Below are 17,706 nucleotides of genomic sequence, written 5' to 3'. Positions count from 1 at the left end.
ACACACCCGCAGCGGGCCGCAAGCGCCCGCATTCCCATGCGACCCTGGCGATGCTCACCTTGGTGGGCATCGCCCTTTTTGTGGGCTTCATTTCCCTGGGGGTGTGGCAGGTGCAGCGCCGCGCCTGGAAGCTCGACCTCATTGAGCGCGTGAGCGCACGCATTCAAGCCCCGCCCAGCGCCCTTCCTCCCCCTGAGCAGTGGTCTCAGCTGAGCGCCGCCAGCCACGAATACCAAGCCGTACGCCTGCAAGGCCACTGGCTTGCCAGCAAAACCGTGCTGACTCAGGCCACCACGGCCCTGGGGGCCGGTTATTGGGTGCTGACCCCCTTGCAGATGGTCGACGGGGTGCAGGTGCTGATCAACCGCGGGTTTGTTCCACAAGAGCAGCGCGCGCAATGGCAGGCTCTGCCAGCGTCTGCCATCAATGAGGCCCCTGAGACCGTTGTGGGGCTGCTGCGCCTGAGCGAGCCCGGCGGCGGCTTTTTGCGCCGCAACGACCCCGCCCAGCAGCGCTGGCATTCACGCGATGTGACCGCCATCGCCCAGGCACAGCAGCTCAGCCAGGCGGCGCCCTTCTTTATTGATGCCGGGCTGCCACCCCGCCAGGGCCCCACAGCGGCCGACCTGCCTGCCGACATGGCAGGCCCCTGGCCACGCCCCGGCCTGACGGTGGTGCGCTTCCCCAACAGCCACTTGGTGTACGCGTTGACCTGGTTTGGATTGGCACTCATGGTGGTGGGGGCGGCCGTGGTTGTGGCACGCTACGAGCGTAGGCTGCGCGCGGCCCACGCATCCACCCCCAGCCATGACCAGCAGCACTAACGCCCCCCACACACCGCCTCACGCACAGCCCCCCACACAGCCCCAGGCCAAGGCCAACTCGGCCAACGCCTCCGCAGGGCTGAGAAACCTGCACCAGCTCATCCAACTGCGCTGGATCGCTGTGGTGGGCCAGTTGCTCACCATCGAGGCCACTTTCTACAGCCTGGGCCTGCCCCTGCCCATGCAGGCCATGCTGTCCATCGTGGCGGGCATGGTGGTGTTCAACGTGCTCAGCCTGCTGCGCTGGCGCACCCGCCGCAGCGTGCACGATGTGGAACTGTTCATTGCCCTGCTGGTGGACGTGGGTGCACTCACCGCGCAGCTGTACCTGAGCGGTGGCATCGGCAACCCGTTTGTCTTCCTGTACCTGCTGCAGATTGCCGTGGGGGCCATGTTGCTGCGCGGGGGCTACATCTGGTCCATCGTGGTGGTGGCATCGGCCTGCGTCATGCTGCTCTCACAGCACAGCCAGCCCCTGCCACTGGCCACCAATGTGCACGACGGCTGGGCCAGCCCCTACGTGCTGGGCCTGCTGGTGTGCTTCATGCTCAACGCCATCTTGGTCGTGATCTTCATCACCCGCATCAGCCACAACCTGCGCCGGCGCGATGCGCGACTGGCCGCCGTGCGCCAGCGGGCAGCGGAGGAAGAACACATCGTGCGCATGGGGCTGCTCGCCTCTGGCGCCGCGCACGAATTGGGCACACCCCTGGCCACCTTGGCCGTGATCCTGGGCGACTGGAAACGCGTCCCCGCTCTGGCCTCCGACGCTACGCTGCAAGAAGACATTGCGGAGATGGAAGCCCAGGTCAAACGCTGCAAGACCATCGTGAGCGGCATCCTGCTGTCGGCGGGTGAGACACGGGGCGAGCTCTCCAGCCAGACCACCGTGCGCCAGTTTCTGGACACGCTGGTGCAAGACTGGCGCACCACCCGGTCGGTTCAGGAATTCGTATACGACAACCTCATCGAAGACGACAGCCCCATGGTGGCCGATGTCACGCTCGAGCAAATGGTCTTCAATGTGCTGGACAATGCACGGGACGCATCGCCGCACTGGGTGAGCTTGCAGGCACAGCGCGATGCCGATGCGTTGCGAATCGTGGTCACCGACCGGGGTCCGGGCTTCACCACCGAAGTGCTCACGCACCTCGGGACGCCCTACCAGTCCACCAAAGGGCGCCCTGGGGGCGGCTTGGGCCTGTTCCTGTCGATGAACGTGGCGCGCACGCTGGGCGGCAGTGTGGTGGCACACAACCGCCCAGACGGCGGCGCCGAGGTCACCATCACACTATCGCTGCCCGCCATCACCCTGCAAGCCACCGCCCCCGAGGACCATGGACACTGAACGCCTGCTGCTGATCGTGGAAGACGACGATGCCTTCGCACGCACCCTGGCGCGCTCGTTTGAGCGGCGCGGCTACCGGGTGCTGCACGCCGATGGCATGGCGCGGGTGGAGGAGTTGCTGACAGAGCATGTGCCCCAGTACGCCGTGGTGGACCTCAAACTCAAGGGCGAAGCCACCGGCCTGGCCTGCGTACGCACGCTGCATGAGCACAGCGCCAAGATGCGCATCGTCGTGCTTACCGGCTTTGCCAGCATTGCCACGGCGGTCGAGGCCATCAAACTCGGCGCGGGCCACTACCTGGCCAAGCCCTCCAACACCGACGACATCGAGGCCGCCTTTGCCCTGCAAGAGGGCAACCCCGAGGTCGAACTCACCAACCGCTCCAGCTCCATCAAAACGCTGGAGTGGGAGCGCATCCACGAGGTGTTGGCAGAGAGTGACTTCAACATCTCCGAAGCCGCACGCCGCCTGGGCATGCACCGGCGCACCCTCAGCCGCAAGCTGGGCAAGCAGCGCGTGTAACGCCACTCCCGCAGGCGCCCCAGCACACCGCAGCAGGGCGATTTGCGACTTTTAAGCAAAGCACCTTAACGCGGCCCAGCGCGGGCCCAGCGACGCAATTCTCTTTAGTCCTCCTAAGATCGAACCATTGAGCCGGCCTCTTTGAACTTGAAATATCCGTTCGGGTTGAGCTTGTCGAAACCTTGCGCGGCGCTTCGACTCGGCTTAGTGAACGGTTCAAGGAGGTTCGTGCCGGATCAATAAGGCGCCAACGCAGCGCCTGCCCATACCGAATCTGGAGGAGACATGTTTGACAGCGCTTTGCTGCTGGCCGCAGCCTTTGTGGCCGGGGCCCTCAATGCCGTGGCCGGGGGTGGCAGCTTTTTGACCCTGCCCGCCTTGGTGTTCACCGGCGTACCGCCCGTCATGGCCAACGCCACGGGCACGGTGGCCTTGCTGCCCGGCTACATCGCCGGGGCTTGGGGATTCAGGGAGGACACAGCGCCGCCACCGGGGCTGTCCATGCGCCTCCTGGTGGTGCTGTCGCTCATCGGCGGTGCCGCCGGTGCAGCCGCGTTGCTCGTCACCCCTGACACCACCTTTCGCCGCGTCGTGCCCTGGCTGCTGCTGGCCGCCACGGCGCTGTTTGCGTTTGGCCCCTGGCTGCGCGCCCGGCTGGCCGGGGGTCACCCTTCCACCACCAAGGCCACCGTCGGCGTGCTGGCTGTGGCGCTGTACGGCGGCTACTTCAATGGGGGCCTGGGCATTTTGCTGCTGGCGCTGTTTGGGCTGCTGGGGCAAACCCAGCTCCACGCCATGAACGGGCTGAAGAACTGGGTCTCAGCCCTGCTCACCGCCATTGCCGTGGCCATTTACACCGCAGGCGGCGTGGTGCAGTGGCCGCAGGCCTTGATGATGATGGCCGCCGCCACCGCAGGCGGCTGGGGCGGCGCCCGCGTGGCGCGGCGCATTCCGGCGCCCTGGCTGCGCGCGGGCATCGTGATCACCGGGCTGGTGATGGCAGGGCTGTTTTTCTGGCGGCAATAGCCTGATTTTTCATATCAAATCAGGCCCTAGCGCTTGTCCAATAAGCGCTAGCAGCTATCAATTTGATATCAAAAACCCATCAAGCGGCCACTGCAGGCGCCATCCGCATCGGTATCGTCACAGGCCCATCGTTGACCAGATGCACCTGCATGTCGGCGGCGAACTGGCCGGTGGCCACCTCGGGGTGTGCCTTGCGGGCCTGGGCCACTAAGTAGTCATACAGCCTACGGCCCTCGTCGGGTGCGGCTGCCTGGGTGAAGCTGGGGCGGTTGCCGCCGGTGGTGTCGGCCGCCAGCGTGAACTGGCTGACCAGCAGCAGGCCCCCGCAGGTTCCACGTCCATCTACATCTTGCACGCTCTGGTTCATCTTGCCCGCAGCGTCGCTGAAGATGCGCAGCTTGAGCATCTTGGCCAGCAGCTTGTCGGCCTCGGCCTCGGTGTCGCCGCGTTCGGCGCACACCAACACCAGCAGGCCAGGGCCAATGGCGCCCACCACTTGGCTGGCGACTTCCACGCGGGCCTCGCGCACGCGTTGCAATACGGCGATCAAAAGCGGCCTCTTTCCTTGAAGATCAAAACCGCGCCATTGTGCCGTTCACAAGGCCCCGTCGAGAGGCCGAGCGCGAAAGGTTTGCCAGAACCCACGCACCTGCGCTTTGTTCTGTCAGGCGTAAAGCTGCGCGCCCGCCCGTAACACCTGCTGCGCGCGCTCTGCACCCAGCGCTGACGCCACCGGCGTCCACACCGAGGCATAGGCGGGCATGGCGTCCGCAGCAAAAGAGGTGTGTGGCCAGTCCGAGCCCCACACCATGCGCGGGCCAAACAGCCCAGCCACGCGTTCTGTCGCGGCGTGCAGCGTGTCGTAAGGCGCCGTGGCCTGCAGCCGGTACCAGCCAGACAGTTTGATCCACGCCCCCGCATCGGCCAGCCGCGCCAGGTCTTGCCAGGCGGCGTCGTGCGCGGGCAATTGGGCATGCATGCCCGCCAGGTGGTCCAGCACGCAGGGCAGCGCGCATTCGGCCTGCAGGGCGGCAATCTGGGCCAAATGCTGCGGCCCCGCGTACCACTGCACATGCCAGCCCAGTGCCCGCAACCGGGGGCTGAGCGTGCGCAGGGCCTCGGGCCCATTGCCCACGGGCGAGACGAGGTTGAAGCGCACCCCCCGCACACCCAGGGCGTGCATGGTTTGCAGCTCGGCATCGGTCACGTCCATATCGACGACCACCACACCCCGGTGGCGGCCGCTCTCGCGCGCCAGCGCTTGCAGCAACACGCCGTTGTCGGTGCCGTACACGCTGGGCTGCACCAGCACCAAATGGCCAACACCCAGGGCATGGGCCTGTGCCTCGATGCGCTCCAGCGGCTGGTGGGCGGGCTGGTAGTGGCCGCCCTGCACGGGCGCGCTGGCGTCAAACACGTGCACATGGCAGTCCCAGCCTGCATCGGCCGACAAGGCGGGCGATGAAGTCTGAGACGCTTGTAACTGAGCCATCGGTCAGCCCACCACGATCTTGCGTTCGCGGATGACCTTGCCCCACTGCGCCTGCTGGGCCTGGATGAACTTGCCCGCGCTGGCCTGGGTGGGATCGGCAAAAACGTCGCCGCCCAGGGCACGGATGCGGCCCAGCACTTCGGGATCGGCCAGCGCCTTGCGGATGGCGGCCACCAGTTGGGTGCGGGTGTCTGCCGCAATGCTAGCAGGCGCCAGCACGGGGTTCCACTCCAGCACTTCGTAGTTGGGCACACCGGCTTCGGCCATGGTGGGCACATCGGGCAACGAACGTGCACGCACCGGCGCCGTGACCGCCAAGGCGCGCAGCTTGCCCGACTGGATGTGGCCCAGCGACGAGGCCACGTTGGCAAAGAACAATGGCACCTGCCCGCCCATCACATCGTTCATGGCTGGGCCGCCGCCACGGTAGGGGATGTGCGACAGCCGCACGCCGGTGCGCTCTTCAAACAACGCCCCCGCCAGATGCTGCGCTGAGCCATTGCCCGACGAAGCGTAGGCCACATCGTCCGGCTTGGCCTTGGCGCGGGCAATGACTTCTTTGACCGAGGTGACACCAAACCCTGGGTGGCACACCAGCACGTTGGGGAAGGTGGCCAGCACGGCCAACGGTACAAAGGCCTTGTTGCTGTCATAAGGCAGCTTGGGGTACAGCGATGGGTTGACCGCAAATGAGGACGCATCCAGCAGCAGCGTGGCGCCATCCGGGGTGGCGCGCGCCACGGCCGATGCGGCCAGTTGGCCGCTGGCGCCGGGTTTGTTGTCCACCACCACGTTCTGGCCCAGGGCCTCACCCAGGCGGGGGGCGATGATGCGGGCCATCAGGTCGGCACCGCCGCCAGCGGGGTACGACACCACCAGGGTGATCGTCTTGCCACCGGCAATGGGGGCTGCAGTGGCCAGGCGCCAGGGGGCGGCCACGGCGGCTGCGGCCGACGCCACCAACAGGGTGCGGCGCGACAGCGGCGTGCGCGCGGACAGGCGGGTTGCTTGTGTCATGAGAGGTCCTCTCTTTCGCTCAGTAAAAATCAGGAGATGCTTGGCACGGAACCAGGGCGTCACACCGAGCGCAAGCCACGCGGACGGTGCCGACGCGGCGCGCTCAGGCCGGGTCAAGTCAGGTGCACGGTGTAGTGAAAGGCGTTGGCATCGCCCCAGGTGGTGCGCCACTCCACGCAGCGCCCGGCCAGGTTGAAGGCTTTGCGGCGCACCACGGCGCAGGGGTAGCCCGGCGGCAGCGCCAGGTAGGCAGCCACATCGGTGGGCAGGGCGCCAAAGCCGATGTCGTCAGAGGCGCGGTGCACATGCACATCGCAGCGCTGGGCAAACAGGGGATACAGCAAGGGCTCCCACTGGCCCGCATCGTCATGCTCCAGCGCCGCAAACAACTCGTACGGCAGCCAGATGTGCTCCAGCAAGCGCGGCTGCTGTGCAATCAACCGCAGGCGCTCGAGCCGCAGCACAGGCGCCCCAGCGGGCAACCCCAGCGCGCGGGACACCTCGGCGGGGGCCGCCACACGCTGCTTGGACAGGATGCGCGACTGCGGGGCTTGCCCTGCAGAGGCGGCCGATGATGCAGGGGCTGCAGCATCCCACTCGTCGCCAAACCGAAAGAAGCGGAGCATGGACGCGCCCGGGATGCCCGAGCGCACAAACGTGCCCCGCCCGTGCACCCGCTCAATGAGGCCCTGCTCGGTCAACAACTGCAACGCGCGGCGAATGGTGCCCAGCGCCACCGAATGGTCATGCGCCAGCACTTGCTCGGCCGGCAAGGCCGTGCCGGGCTGCCATTCGCCCCGCACGATGCGCTGGCGCAGCACATCGGCCAGGGCGGCGTAGCGGGCCAGGCCTTGGGTGGGCACGGTGGGGGGTGTCGGCATGGTTGAAAGATATAGTCCTATAGAGGACTTTCAGTGTAGCCGAGAGATTTGCTTGACCACAAGCCTTGCGTGCGCAACGAATCTGCTGTGCGGCCATAAAAACGGCTGTCATCGACAGCCGTTTTTTGCAGAGCAACCTTCCGCCTTCAGGGTGGAGCGCCCCTCATCCCGCCTGAATCTTGCGCGCAGCAATCACCCTGCGCCACTGCACTTGCTGCGTCTTGATGAAACCAGCCGCCAGACCATCGGTGGTGTTCGGAAACACCTCACCCCCCAGTGCCTGCACCTTCGATACCACCTCGGGCACCTTCAAGGCCTTGTTCAGCGCATCGAACAAGCGCTGGCGCTCTTCCTTGGGCAAGCCCGCCGGTGCCAGCACGGGGTTCCATTCCTGCACTTCGTAGTTGGCCACACCCGCTTCAGCCATGGAAGGCACCTGCGGCAGCACCTTGGTGCGGCGGCGCGATGTGACGGCCAGCGCCCGCAGCTTGCCCGACTGCAGTTGCTCACGCGAGGAGGCCACATTGGCAAAAAACAGCGGCACCTTTCCCGCAGCCACATCGGCCATGGCCGGGCCACCGCCCTTGTAGGGCAAATGCTTCAGGTAAATCTGCGTCAGGTCTTCAAACAGCGCACCAGCCAGGTGCTGGGCCGAGCCATTGCCCGACGAGGCAAATGCGATCTGGTCTGGCTTGGCCTTGGCCATGCGGATCAGATCGGCCACAGTTTTGGCTTCAAAGGCCGGGTGGCATACCAGCACATTGGGGAAAACCGCCAACACGCCCAACACTGAGAACGCCGCGTCTGAGTCGTAAGGCAACTGGGCAAACAGCGATGGATTGACCGAGAAGGACGACGCATCGAGCAGCAAGGTACGGCCGTTGGGAGCCGCCTTGGCCACGTGAAGTGCCGCCTTTTGCCCGCTGTCGCCGGGCATGTTCTCCACCTCGACCGTGCTGCCCAGGGCCGCTGAAAAGTGGGGGGCAATGAGCCGTGCCATCAGGTCGGCACCACCGCCCGCCGGGTAAGACACCACCAGCCGCACCGGGCCAGTTTGGGTGTGCCCAAACACAGGGGCGGCCACCGCTGCGGCCCCCACCAGCCCTCGCGATAAAAAAACACGGCGCGGATGGGAAACGGGCGCAGCAAATGGCACAGCAGCAGGCAAGGTGTTCATGGCGATGGAAATGGGCGAAAAGGTCATCAATTCACATTCTTGCGAATGTCAATCACTGTTAACCCGAAATTCCACGCACTCTAGACATCACCGACAAAGACCACAAGCCGCAAAAACCGTAACGTGTCGTATGCATACGACGCACTTCCAAGTGCACCCCATGCATACCCCGACACCAACGCAGGCCGATCAGCAGTCTTCGATCAACCGCGCCTTGACGCTCTTGCCCTTGACCCGTCCGCTGTTCAGGCGGGCGGCCACCTGGGCGGCAATGGCACGGTCCACCGCCACGTAGGTGGAAAAATCGTTCACGTTGATCTTGCCCACCTGCTCGCGGGTGTAACCCAGATCGCCCGTCAGCGCGCCCAGCACATCGCCCGCGCGGATTTTTTCCTTGCGCCCGCCCACGATCTGGATCGTGGCCATAGGGGGCTGCAGGGGGCTGTTGCCCGTAGGTGTCAGGTCGGCCAGTGCAAACCAGGTGGATTCGCGGCCTTGCAGCACTTCGATCTTGCCCACGTAGCCCATCTCGTCCATGCTCGACAGGTTCAGCGCCAGGCCCTGGGCGTCGCCCCGGCCGGTGCGGCCAATGCGGTGGATGTGGACCTCGGGGTCAGGCGTCACGTCCACGTTGATGACGGCGGCCAGGTTGGCAATATCGAGGCCCCGCGCAGCCACATCGGTGGCCACCAGCACCGAGCAGCTGCGGTTGGCAAACTGCACCAGTACCTGATCGCGCTCGCGCTGCTCCAGCTCGCCATACAGCGCCAGCGCACTGAAGCCCTGGGCTTGCAACACGCCCACCAGGTCGCGGCACTGCTGCTTGGTGTTGCAAAACGCAATCGATGATTCGGGGCGGAAGTGGTTGAGCAACTGCGACACCACATGCAGGCGCTCGCTGTTCTTCACCTCGTACCAGCGCTGCTCGATCTTGCCCTCGGCATGCTGGGCCTGCACCGTGATCTGCACGGGCTGCTTCATGAACTGGGCACTGAGCTTGGCGATACCCTCGGGGTAGGTGGCCGAGAACAGCAGGGTCTGGCGCTCCTTGGGGCACTGCTTGGCCACCACCACGATGTCGTCGAAGAAGCCCATGTCCAGCATGCGGTCGGCTTCGTCCAGCACCAAGGTGTTCAGCGCATCCAGCGTGAGGTGTTGGCGCTCCAGGTGGTCCATCACGCGGCCGGGCGTGCCCACCACGATGTGGGCGCCGTGCTCCAAGCTCAGCATCTGGCCGCGCAGTGGCACGCCGCCGCACAGGGTCACGACCTTGATGTTCTCTTCAGCGCGAGCCAGGCGGCGGATCTCGGTGGTCACCTGGTCGGCCAGCTCGCGCGTGGGACACAGCACCAGGGCCTGGACCGCAAAACGGCGGGGGTTGAGGTTGGCCAGCAGCGCCAGCGCAAACGCGGCGGTCTTACCGCTGCCGGTGCTGGCTTGGGCGATCAGGTCCTTGCCCAGCAAGGCGGGCGGCAGGCTGGCCGCCTGGATGGGAGTCATCGTGGTGTAGCCCAGCTGCTGCAGGTTGGCCAGCGTGGTGGGGCTCAGCGCCAGCGTGCTGAAGTCCGTGCTGGCTTGGTTTTCTTTGGAGGTCATGGGGTGGATTATCCGGCCCCATGCCCACAACGGGGTTCAGAACGTTCAGAGCAGCGCCAGCACGCCTACAAAGGCCGCCGTGTGGGCCAGCACACCAGGGGCTACCGCGCGCGCATAGGCACCACCGCCACTGACCCACGCCACCGTGCACTTGCTGGCGGCGTGCACACACAGCGCAGCCATCAAGGCGTGCTCTGCACCAGCGGCAGCAGGTGCGCCCGGGGCGGCGTGGACCAGCACAGCAGCCGTAGCGGCGTGCACATCGGCCAAAGCGGCCAGCAGCGCACCGATCAGCATGCCTGCATCTCCCAACCACCCAACCAGTAGCTGAACCCCCACCTGAATGCCCGTGAGCAGCGCGGCGATCAGCGCGGCGTCACGGAGTTTGAACATGGGAGTGTCAGGCGCCACAGCGGTGGTGGCAGCAACAGGCACTGTCGCCCCCCCTTCGGCGTCCCGCAGCAACCACCCACCCCACGCCCCTGCCACGCAGGCACCCGCCAGCGCAGGCAGCAGCAACCTGCCCAACCACGAGGGTTGCACCGTGGCGGCAACCACCACCACTTGCAACAAGGTGGCCACGCACGACAGCACCGCGCCCCCCGCCTGGGTTCTGGCAGTGCCCTGCCCCGAGCGCAGCTGCATCCCCAAGCTGGCAATGGTGGCCGTGCTCGACACAAAACCCGACGCCATGGCAGACAAAGCCACCGCATGGCGGGCCTGCAGCAAGCGCCTCCCCACATGCGCCAGCGACTGAATGAGCAGCAGCACGATCACCAGCCGCAACACCACCTGCGGGTTCAACACCCCTTGCCACAACGGCCGGTCGGGCAAGAGCGGAAACACCAGCAACGCCAATGCGGCCAGCACCAGCGCACTGCGCACCTCACCCGGCTGCAGCCACTGGCTGGCAAACTGGTGCAACGGCCCGCGCAGCGCCAGCAAGCCCGTGACAACCACGGCCAACGCTGCCGCCAGCAGCCGGTCGGTGGCGCACATCAGGCCAATCAGGTATGCCAGCAGCAGGGCAATCTCGGTGGTCACACCGGGGTCGTCCGAGCGGTCGCGCCAATAGCCCGCCGCACACAACGCCGCCACAAAGCCCGCGCCCACCACCTGCAGAGCCACCACGCCCGACAGTGCCGCCACAGCCCCCATCAGAGATGCCAGGGCGAACGAGCGCACCCCCGCCAATGCACGGCGCGGCCCCTCACCCTTGCGCCGCTCGCGCTCAATGCCCATCAGCAAGCCGCAGCCCAGTGCACTGGCCAGCACCGCCAGCGCTGCATAAAACCCTTGTAAATCGTGCATACCCAAGCCCTGTCCCCTTTTGTCAGCGCCCCCTTGTCAGCACGCCATCACGGCCACCATACCCCAGGACCAGTGGTATGCCAATGCGTCTCAGGACTTGTGGACAATAGGGCCATGGCACCCACATCCTCCGACTTCATCGCCCCCACCCGCCACAACACAGCCGCATCGGCCCTGGCGCAGGTGCACCACATCTACAACCACCAGATCGGCCTGCTGCGCGACAGCATGCAGCGCTTTGTAGCGGGCGAGACCCTGCCCGGCCATGTGCGCGCTTGCTACCCCTATGTGCGCATCCAGACCGACACCGTCTCGCGCGCCAAGCCCAATCCCGACATTGCCCACCTGGCCTACGGCTTTGTGGCAGGCCCAGGCCGCTTTGAAACCACGCTGACCCGCCCCGACCTGTACCACGCGTACTACCTGGAGCAATTCCAGTTGCTGCTGCAAAACCATGGCGTGGAGCTGGAAGTGGGCACCAGCCACCAGCCCATCCCGGTGCATTTTTCATTTGCAGAGCACGACCATGTCGAGGGCCAGATGAGCGCCGAGCGCCGCACCCTGATGCGCGACGTGTTCGACCTGCCCGACCTGGCCGCCATGGACGACGGCATTGCCAACGGTACCTGGGAGCCCAAGCCCGGCGAGGCGCAGCCCCTGTCGCTGTTCACGGCGCCGCGTGTGGACTACTCGCTGCACCGACTGCGCCACTACACCGGCACCTCGCCGCGCGCCTTCCAGAACTTCGTGCTGTTCACCAACTACCAGTTCTACATCGACGAATTCGTGCGCCTGGGCCACGAAGAGATGGCCAAACCCGACAGCGAGTACGTCGCCTTCATCGAACCCGGCAACGTGGTCACCCGCCGCGTGGGCCTGAGCGCCGAGCCTGGCGACGAGCTGGGCGCGCCGCCCCCGCGCCTGCCGCAAATGCCCGCCTACCACCTGGTGCGCGCCGACCACAGCGGCATCACCATGGTCAACATTGGCGTGGGCCCCGCCAACGCCAAGAACATCACCGACCACATCGCCGTGCTGCGCCCGCACGCCTGGATCATGCTGGGCCACTGCGCGGGCCTGCGCAACAGCCAGCAACTGGGCGACTACGTACTGGCCCACGGCTACGTGCGCGAAGACCATGTGCTGGACGAAGAGCTGCCGCTGTGGGTGCCCATCCCCGCGCTGGCCGAGATCCAACTGGCCCTCGAATCGGCGGTGGAAGACGTGACCGGTGTGACCGGCGCCGACCTCAAGCGCATCATGCGCACCGGCACAGTGGCCAGCACCGACAACCGCAACTGGGAGCTGCTGCCCGACAACCAACCCCAGCGCCGCTTCAGCCAAAGCCGTGCCGTGGCGCTGGACATGGAAAGCGCCACCATTGCGGCCAATGGCTTTCGCTTTCGCGTTCCCTACGGCACCCTGCTGTGCGTGAGCGACAAGCCCCTGCACGGCGAAATCAAGCTGCCCGGCATGGCCAACCACTTCTACCGCGAGCGCGTGGACCAGCATCTGCGCATCGGCATCCGTGCGCTGGAGACGCTGCGCGCCGAAGGCATGGCCCGCCTGCACAGCCGCAAGCTGCGCAGCTTTGCGGAAGTGGCCTTCCAGTAAGCACCGCCCGTCAACGCATCGCACCGTTTCACACGGCGATGTCCCCATGCCAGCCGCACCGTGCTGGCGTGGTTGACCACCGCCCCAGGCCCACCACGGCCCGGGGTGCGGGCCCACTGACCCCGATATGACCCTGGACTTTCTCACGCTGATGGCCGTGATGGCGGCCAATCTGTTCGCCATCTCGGCGGCGCTGCCGCTCGTCATGGGGCGCGACGTGAGCCAGGCTGCGCGCAATGTGCAAGCCAGCATGCTGCTGCAGGCCCTGGCGTGGGCCGCCATCATTGCCTCGTCCACCCTGTGGGACCAGGCCCTGTCCACCCTGTCGATGGCCTGCAACGCCTGGGCACAGTGGCTGCTGTACCGGGCGCTGCGCGAATGGCTGGGCGCGCGCCCCTTCAAGCGCACGCTGCTGGCACTGGTGTGCCTGATGCCGCTGGGCTACGCCATCGGCTTTGGGCACTACGCCTTTCGCGTGGGCTGGGCCAACTTCTTGATGGCCGCCATTTTGGTCATCGTGGCGCGTGCCACGCTCTACCCGGCAGCGCCCACCACGCCAGCGGACGCACGCTGGCGCCGCCTGCTCATGCTGTGCCTGCTCACTTCAGCAGGCTTTACCCTGGCGCGCGGCGTGCTGGGCGCGTTCACCGACCAGTACCCCAGCTTTCGCACGCCCCACCCCGTCAACCTGGGCGCTGCCGTGGCCACCAACATCAGCCTGGTGCTGGGCACCGTCGCCATCCTGGTGGCCTGGCATGCCGAGGCCGAGCGCAAGCTGCGCGACCTGGCCATGACCGACGGGCTGACCGGGCTGGCCAACCGCCGATCGTTTGCCGCGCAAGGGGCCGCCATGATCTCGCACGCCCAACGCCACCGCCTCCCCCTGACGGCGCTGATGCTGGACATCGACCACTTCAAGCACATCAACGACACCTTGGGCCACGAAACCGGCGACCGCGCCCTGCAACTGTTTGGCCGCCTGCTGCAAGAGTGCCACCGCAGCGGCGACATGGTGGGCCGCCTGGGCGGTGAAGAGTTTGGCGTGCTGCTGCTGCACAACAGCGCCCCGGCAGGCACCTCGTTTGACCGGCGCCTGCGCAAGCGGCTGGCCGAGTGCAGCGTGCCGGAGCTGGGATTTGCGCTCAACTACAGCGCTGGCATGGCCGTGCTGACGCCCCAGGACGACGCGCTGGCCCCGCTCATGGCCCGCGCCGATGCGGCCCTGTATGCCGCCAAAGCCGCAGGCCGGGGGCAGCTGGCGGCGGCCCGCTGAGCAGACACACCAGTGCAAACGCTATATTTTCAATAGCTGCCAGCGCTTATCAAATAAGCGCCAGTGGCCAATTTCGCTTCAACCTCTGAGCCCCCGCCACCCAGATGCCGCCACAATGGCGACATGAGCGAACTCTTTGCCGTCCAGAACCTGTACAAACACTATGGCGATGCCACGGTGGTGAACGATGTGTCTTTTGCCATCGCCCCCGGCGAATGCCTTGGCGTCATCGGCCCCAATGGGGCGGGCAAAACCACCACCATCCGCATGTGCCTGGGCCTCACGGCGCCCGACAGCGGCGACGTGCTGTTCTACCCCGAGGGCGCGACCGAGCCGCTGTACATGCCGCGCGATGCGCTGGCCATCAAGGCGCAGCTCGGCGTGGTCACCCAGTTCGACACGCTGGACCCGGACTTCACCTGCGCCGAGAACCTGCGCGTGTTTGGCCGCTACTTTGGCATCCAGGGCCACACCATGGACGAGCGCGTGCCGCAGCTGCTGGAGTTTGCGGCGCTGACGCACAAGGCCCACGCCAAGCCGGGCGAACTATCGGGCGGCATGAAGCGGCGCCTGTCGCTGGCCCGTGCACTCGTCAACCGCCCGCGCCTGCTGCTGCTGGACGAACCCACCACCGGCCTGGACCCACAGGCCCGCCACCTGATGTGGGAGCGGCTGCAACTGCTGCTGCAGCAAGGCACCTCCATCTTGCTGACCACGCACTTCATGGACGAGGCCGAGCGCCTGTGCTCGCGCCTGCTGGTGCTGGACCACGGCAAGAAGATTGCCGAAGGCAAGCCACGCGAGCTGATTGCAGAGCATCTGGAAAGCGATGTGGTGGAAGTCTTTGGCGTGGGCGCCGTGGCGCTGGCCGAGGACGCCAGCCTGCAGGCCCTGGCCGCGCGCGTGGAAATCAGTGGAGAAACGGTGTTCTTCTACACCCACCAGGCGCAGCCCTTGCTGCTAGCGCTGGGCCAGCACGGCCACCTGCGCACGCTGCACCGGCCCGCCAACCTGGAGGACTTGTTCCTCAAGCTGACGGGGCGGCAGATTCGGGAGTGACAGAGGCAACCGGCAACCCCAAAACTGTTCTTGGAACCTTTATCAGAACCTGTTTGCGATCTCCCAGGCAGATTGTCAACAGGCTCTCAATCAGCAGCGTGCGCCAAGATCTGGGGTCAAGAGCCCTCCGCAGAACCATTGCGCAAGTGCAGCAACGCTTCTTGGGCCGCGGCCTCACGGGGGGGAGAAAACAGGTAACCCTGCAGTTCATCACAACCCAACTTGGTCAAGAGCGCAGCCTGCGCCTCTGTCTCCACGCCCTCCGCTACCGTGCGCAGACCCAGCTTCTGCGCCAGGGCCACGATGGCATTGACCAGCACCTCCCCATTGCCGTCTTGCCCCAAGTCAGCCACAAAGGATTGGTCAATCTTGAGCTTACTCACCGGGAAGCGTTTGAGCTGGCTCAGTGATGAGTAGCCCGTGCCAAAGTCATCAATGGCCAGTTGTACGCCCAGCGCAGTAAGTCGGTCCATGGTGCACAGTGCTTGATCCACAGGGTCCATGATGGAGCTCTCGGTGATCTCCAACTGCAGCAGTCGCGCCGGGCAACCGGTTTCCTGCAGCGCGCGTGCCACCATCTGGTCCAGATCTGGCACCTGGAACTGGCGTGCAGACAAGTTAACCGCCACGGGAATATCCCCCCAACCAGCCTCTCTCCACCGCTGTGCCTGGACGCAGGCGTCGCGTAACACCCACTCGCCCATGGGCACAATTAGACCGGTTTCCTCAGCAACGCCGATGAACTGCGAAGGGAAAACCAAACCGCGCTCCGGATCGTGCCAGCGCACAAGGGCCTCCCAGGAAGAGATACGCCCTGTCGACGCATCCACGATAGGCTGGTAGTGCAGTTGCAACCCGTTGTTGTCAATGGCATACCGCAGGCCGGCTTCGGTATGCAGGCGCTGCTCGAGCGCCTGCGTCATCTGCGGGCTGAAAAAGAGCATTCGATTGCCGCCCTGATCTTTGGCTCCATACATGGCCACGTCGGCATGGCGCAAGAGCACCTCGCCCGATTCACCATCCCTGGGAAACAGCGCGATGCCCAGACTGGTGCTCAACAGCCAGCTGGCCTGCCCCATCTCCACAGGCAGCGTCAATGCATGGAGGATGCGCTGCGCAACAGGCGTCACCGCATCACTGCTCGGCAGGTCCGGCAGGACGATGACAAACTCATCGCCTCCCAGCCGGGCCACCGTGTCCTTGGGCTCCACACAGCACCGCAGACGGGAAGCGACCTCCTGCAGCAACAGGTCCCCTCGGTTATGCCCCAGGCTATCGTTCACGCCTTTGAAGCGGTCCAGGTCTAGCACCAGCACGCCCACCTCCAGGCCTTTGCGGTGAGCCAAAACCAAAGCCTCCTCCAAGCGCTCCGTCAGGCAGTAGCGGTTGGCCAGCTGGGTGAGCGGGTCCAGGCGGGCCTGTCGCTCCAGGGCCTGCGTGTGCTGGGCAATAGACTGTTGCTGGCGGGTGAGCGAGGTCGCCATACGGTCCAATGCACGCATCACATCCCCCAACTCACCGCGCGCGTAAGAGGGGCCAATCAACTCACTGTAGTTCCCCGCATCCATACGGGCGATGGCTCGAATAGAGCGCATGGCCTGCCGACGTACCGAAAACTCCACCAGCAGGCCTGCTGCAGCAAAGACCACGGCGGCCAGTCCCAGTAGCCCCAGCAGTGCCTTGCGAAACTGGCTGTCTACGGGGCTTCTCAGGTCCATCTCAGGAACCACCAGTGCCAAGCGCAAAGCCTCCCCATGGGAGCGAGGAAGCCCAGTATGAAGCCATATGCGATCCACGCCGTCATCCCCAGAGAGCAGCGCCTGGGTGGCCGAAGATGGGCCTGGCCGCATGAACGCCCGCTGCGCATCCGGCAGCGTCAGGCGCTTTTGCCCCTCCTGCGCGTAATCCATCACCACCGAGCCATCCTCGTTCCATATCTGGAAATGGCTGTGCTCATAGGGCAAGCTCTGCACCACGGTACGCCCATAGGCATCCATGTCCAGCGAAGCCAGGAGAACAAACTGCAACGCCCCATCCGCAGCACGCACAGGGTAGGCCACCTGCAAAACGCCGTTCCCGGTCAGCCGCCCGATCACAGCCTCCACGACGGGCTCCCTTGATCGCAGAGCTTGCTGAAAGTAGCGTCGGTCCCTCAGATCCAGCGTTCGGCCGCTGCGCAGAGAATCACAAAACAGCCCCCCATCGGGCAAGATGGTGAGCAAACCTGTGTATTGGGGGTGCTCCCGCAACACCTCGGCGAGGAAGTCCGAACATGCGATCTTGTCTCCGGCACCCAATACAGGGACTCTTGCCAAGCCAAAGAGCAGCTGACCAGTCCCGGCGATTTTGTCATTCAGGTCGCTTGCAATAAGAGTGGCACGCGCAGCCAAGCGCTCACGCGCCTGGTCGACTGTGGCAGATCGAATTTCCAGCAACAGCCAAAGGATGGCGGGTACAGGCAACAGGGACGATGCCAGCACTAGCCAGAGAATGCGTGCGCGCAAGCTCACACCGAAGCCTCATTTCAAACCAGGATGCCGCAGCCAAGCACTATGCCGGGCAGTG

Annotated in this window: 15 protein-coding genes; 7 read left to right on the top strand and 8 right to left on the bottom strand. The window is 65.5% G+C overall.

Annotated features, from left to right (window positions below):
• Positions 1-50: 50 nt before the first annotated feature.
• From C8C98_RS10460 to C8C98_RS10445, 4 genes are all read left to right on the top strand, one after another.
• On the top strand, positions 51-824 hold the full coding sequence (locus tag C8C98_RS10460) for an SURF1 family protein (protein ID WP_121454208.1): 774 nt from the start codon (positions 51-53) through the stop codon (positions 822-824).
• Positions 808-2,172, top strand: coding sequence for an ATP-binding protein (locus C8C98_RS10455; RefSeq protein ID WP_121454207.1), 1,365 nt, complete (start codon positions 808-810; stop codon positions 2,170-2,172). The genes C8C98_RS10460 and C8C98_RS10455 overlap by 17 nt, the downstream gene beginning before the upstream one ends.
• On the top strand, positions 2,162-2,695 hold the full coding sequence (locus C8C98_RS10450; RefSeq protein ID WP_121454206.1) for a response regulator transcription factor: 534 nt from the start codon (positions 2,162-2,164) through the stop codon (positions 2,693-2,695). Before C8C98_RS10455 ends, C8C98_RS10450 begins: the two co-directional genes overlap by 11 nt.
• Before the next feature lie 285 nt (positions 2,696-2,980).
• Positions 2,981-3,721, top strand: coding sequence for a sulfite exporter TauE/SafE family protein (locus C8C98_RS10445; RefSeq protein WP_121454205.1), 741 nt, complete (start codon positions 2,981-2,983; stop codon positions 3,719-3,721).
• Between the two features lie 79 nt (positions 3,722-3,800).
• Here the strand turns inward: C8C98_RS10445 and dtd are convergent, their stop codons facing one another.
• The 7 genes from dtd to C8C98_RS10410 all read right to left on the bottom strand — a co-directional run bounded on the left by dtd (position 3,801) and on the right by C8C98_RS10410 (position 11,195).
• Positions 3,801-4,271 carry a D-aminoacyl-tRNA deacylase gene (gene dtd, locus C8C98_RS10440; RefSeq protein WP_121454204.1) on the bottom strand — a complete coding sequence of 157 codons (471 nt, stop codon included), beginning with the start codon at positions 4,269-4,271 and terminating at the stop codon, positions 3,801-3,803.
• A 114-nt stretch (positions 4,272-4,385) separates the two neighbouring features.
• Positions 4,386-5,213 carry an amidohydrolase gene (locus C8C98_RS10435; protein ID WP_121454203.1) on the bottom strand — a complete coding sequence of 276 codons (828 nt, stop codon included), beginning with the start codon at positions 5,211-5,213 and terminating at the stop codon, positions 4,386-4,388.
• Between the two features lie 3 nt (positions 5,214-5,216).
• Entirely contained in the window at positions 5,217-6,230 is a 1,014-nt protein-coding gene (locus C8C98_RS10430) for a tripartite tricarboxylate transporter substrate binding protein (RefSeq protein ID WP_121454202.1), read from the bottom strand.
• A 113-nt stretch (positions 6,231-6,343) separates the two neighbouring features.
• A complete protein-coding gene (locus C8C98_RS10425; RefSeq protein WP_121454201.1) occupies positions 6,344-7,111 on the bottom strand; it encodes a GntR family transcriptional regulator in 768 nt (255 codons plus the stop codon).
• A gap of 163 nt (positions 7,112-7,274) precedes the next feature.
• Complete coding sequence (locus C8C98_RS10420) at positions 7,275-8,315, bottom strand: tripartite tricarboxylate transporter substrate binding protein (RefSeq protein ID WP_233574508.1); 1,041 nt, start codon at positions 8,313-8,315, stop codon at positions 7,275-7,277.
• A gap of 162 nt (positions 8,316-8,477) precedes the next feature.
• Entirely contained in the window at positions 8,478-9,884 is a 1,407-nt protein-coding gene (dbpA, locus tag C8C98_RS10415; protein ID WP_121454200.1) for an ATP-dependent RNA helicase DbpA, read from the bottom strand.
• A gap of 45 nt (positions 9,885-9,929) precedes the next feature.
• Positions 9,930-11,195, bottom strand: coding sequence for an MgtC/SapB family protein (locus C8C98_RS10410; RefSeq protein ID WP_121454199.1), 1,266 nt, complete (start codon positions 11,193-11,195; stop codon positions 9,930-9,932).
• 114 nt (positions 11,196-11,309) lie between these two features.
• On the opposite strand from C8C98_RS10410, the gene C8C98_RS10405 reads away from it, so the two are divergent.
• From C8C98_RS10405 to C8C98_RS10395, 3 genes are all read left to right on the top strand, one after another.
• Positions 11,310-12,809 carry an AMP nucleosidase gene (locus C8C98_RS10405; protein WP_121454198.1) on the top strand — a complete coding sequence of 500 codons (1,500 nt, stop codon included), beginning with the start codon at positions 11,310-11,312 and terminating at the stop codon, positions 12,807-12,809.
• Between the two features lie 127 nt (positions 12,810-12,936).
• The gene (locus tag C8C98_RS10400; protein ID WP_121454197.1) at positions 12,937-14,082 is read left to right on the top strand and encodes a GGDEF domain-containing protein; all 1,146 of its coding nucleotides are present in this window, start codon (positions 12,937-12,939) and stop codon (positions 14,080-14,082) included.
• 123 nt (positions 14,083-14,205) lie between these two features.
• Complete coding sequence (locus tag C8C98_RS10395; protein ID WP_121454196.1) at positions 14,206-15,141, top strand: ATP-binding cassette domain-containing protein; 936 nt, start codon at positions 14,206-14,208, stop codon at positions 15,139-15,141.
• Positions 15,142-15,257: 116 nt separating this feature from the next.
• Here C8C98_RS10395 and C8C98_RS10390 read toward each other — a convergent pair whose 3' ends face one another.
• Positions 15,258-17,246 (bottom strand): bifunctional diguanylate cyclase/phosphodiesterase, encoded by a 1,989-nt coding sequence (locus C8C98_RS10390; protein ID WP_233574507.1) that lies wholly within the window; start codon positions 17,244-17,246, stop codon positions 15,258-15,260.
• Between the last annotated feature and the right edge of the window lie 460 nt (positions 17,247-17,706).

The organism is Acidovorax sp. 106, from assembly GCF_003663825.1.
In the GTDB taxonomy this organism is placed as follows: Bacteria; Pseudomonadota; Gammaproteobacteria; order Burkholderiales; family Burkholderiaceae_C; genus Acidovorax.
The sequence above is the reverse complement of the archived record's forward strand: the minus strand, read 5'-3'. Positions and strand labels throughout refer to the sequence as shown.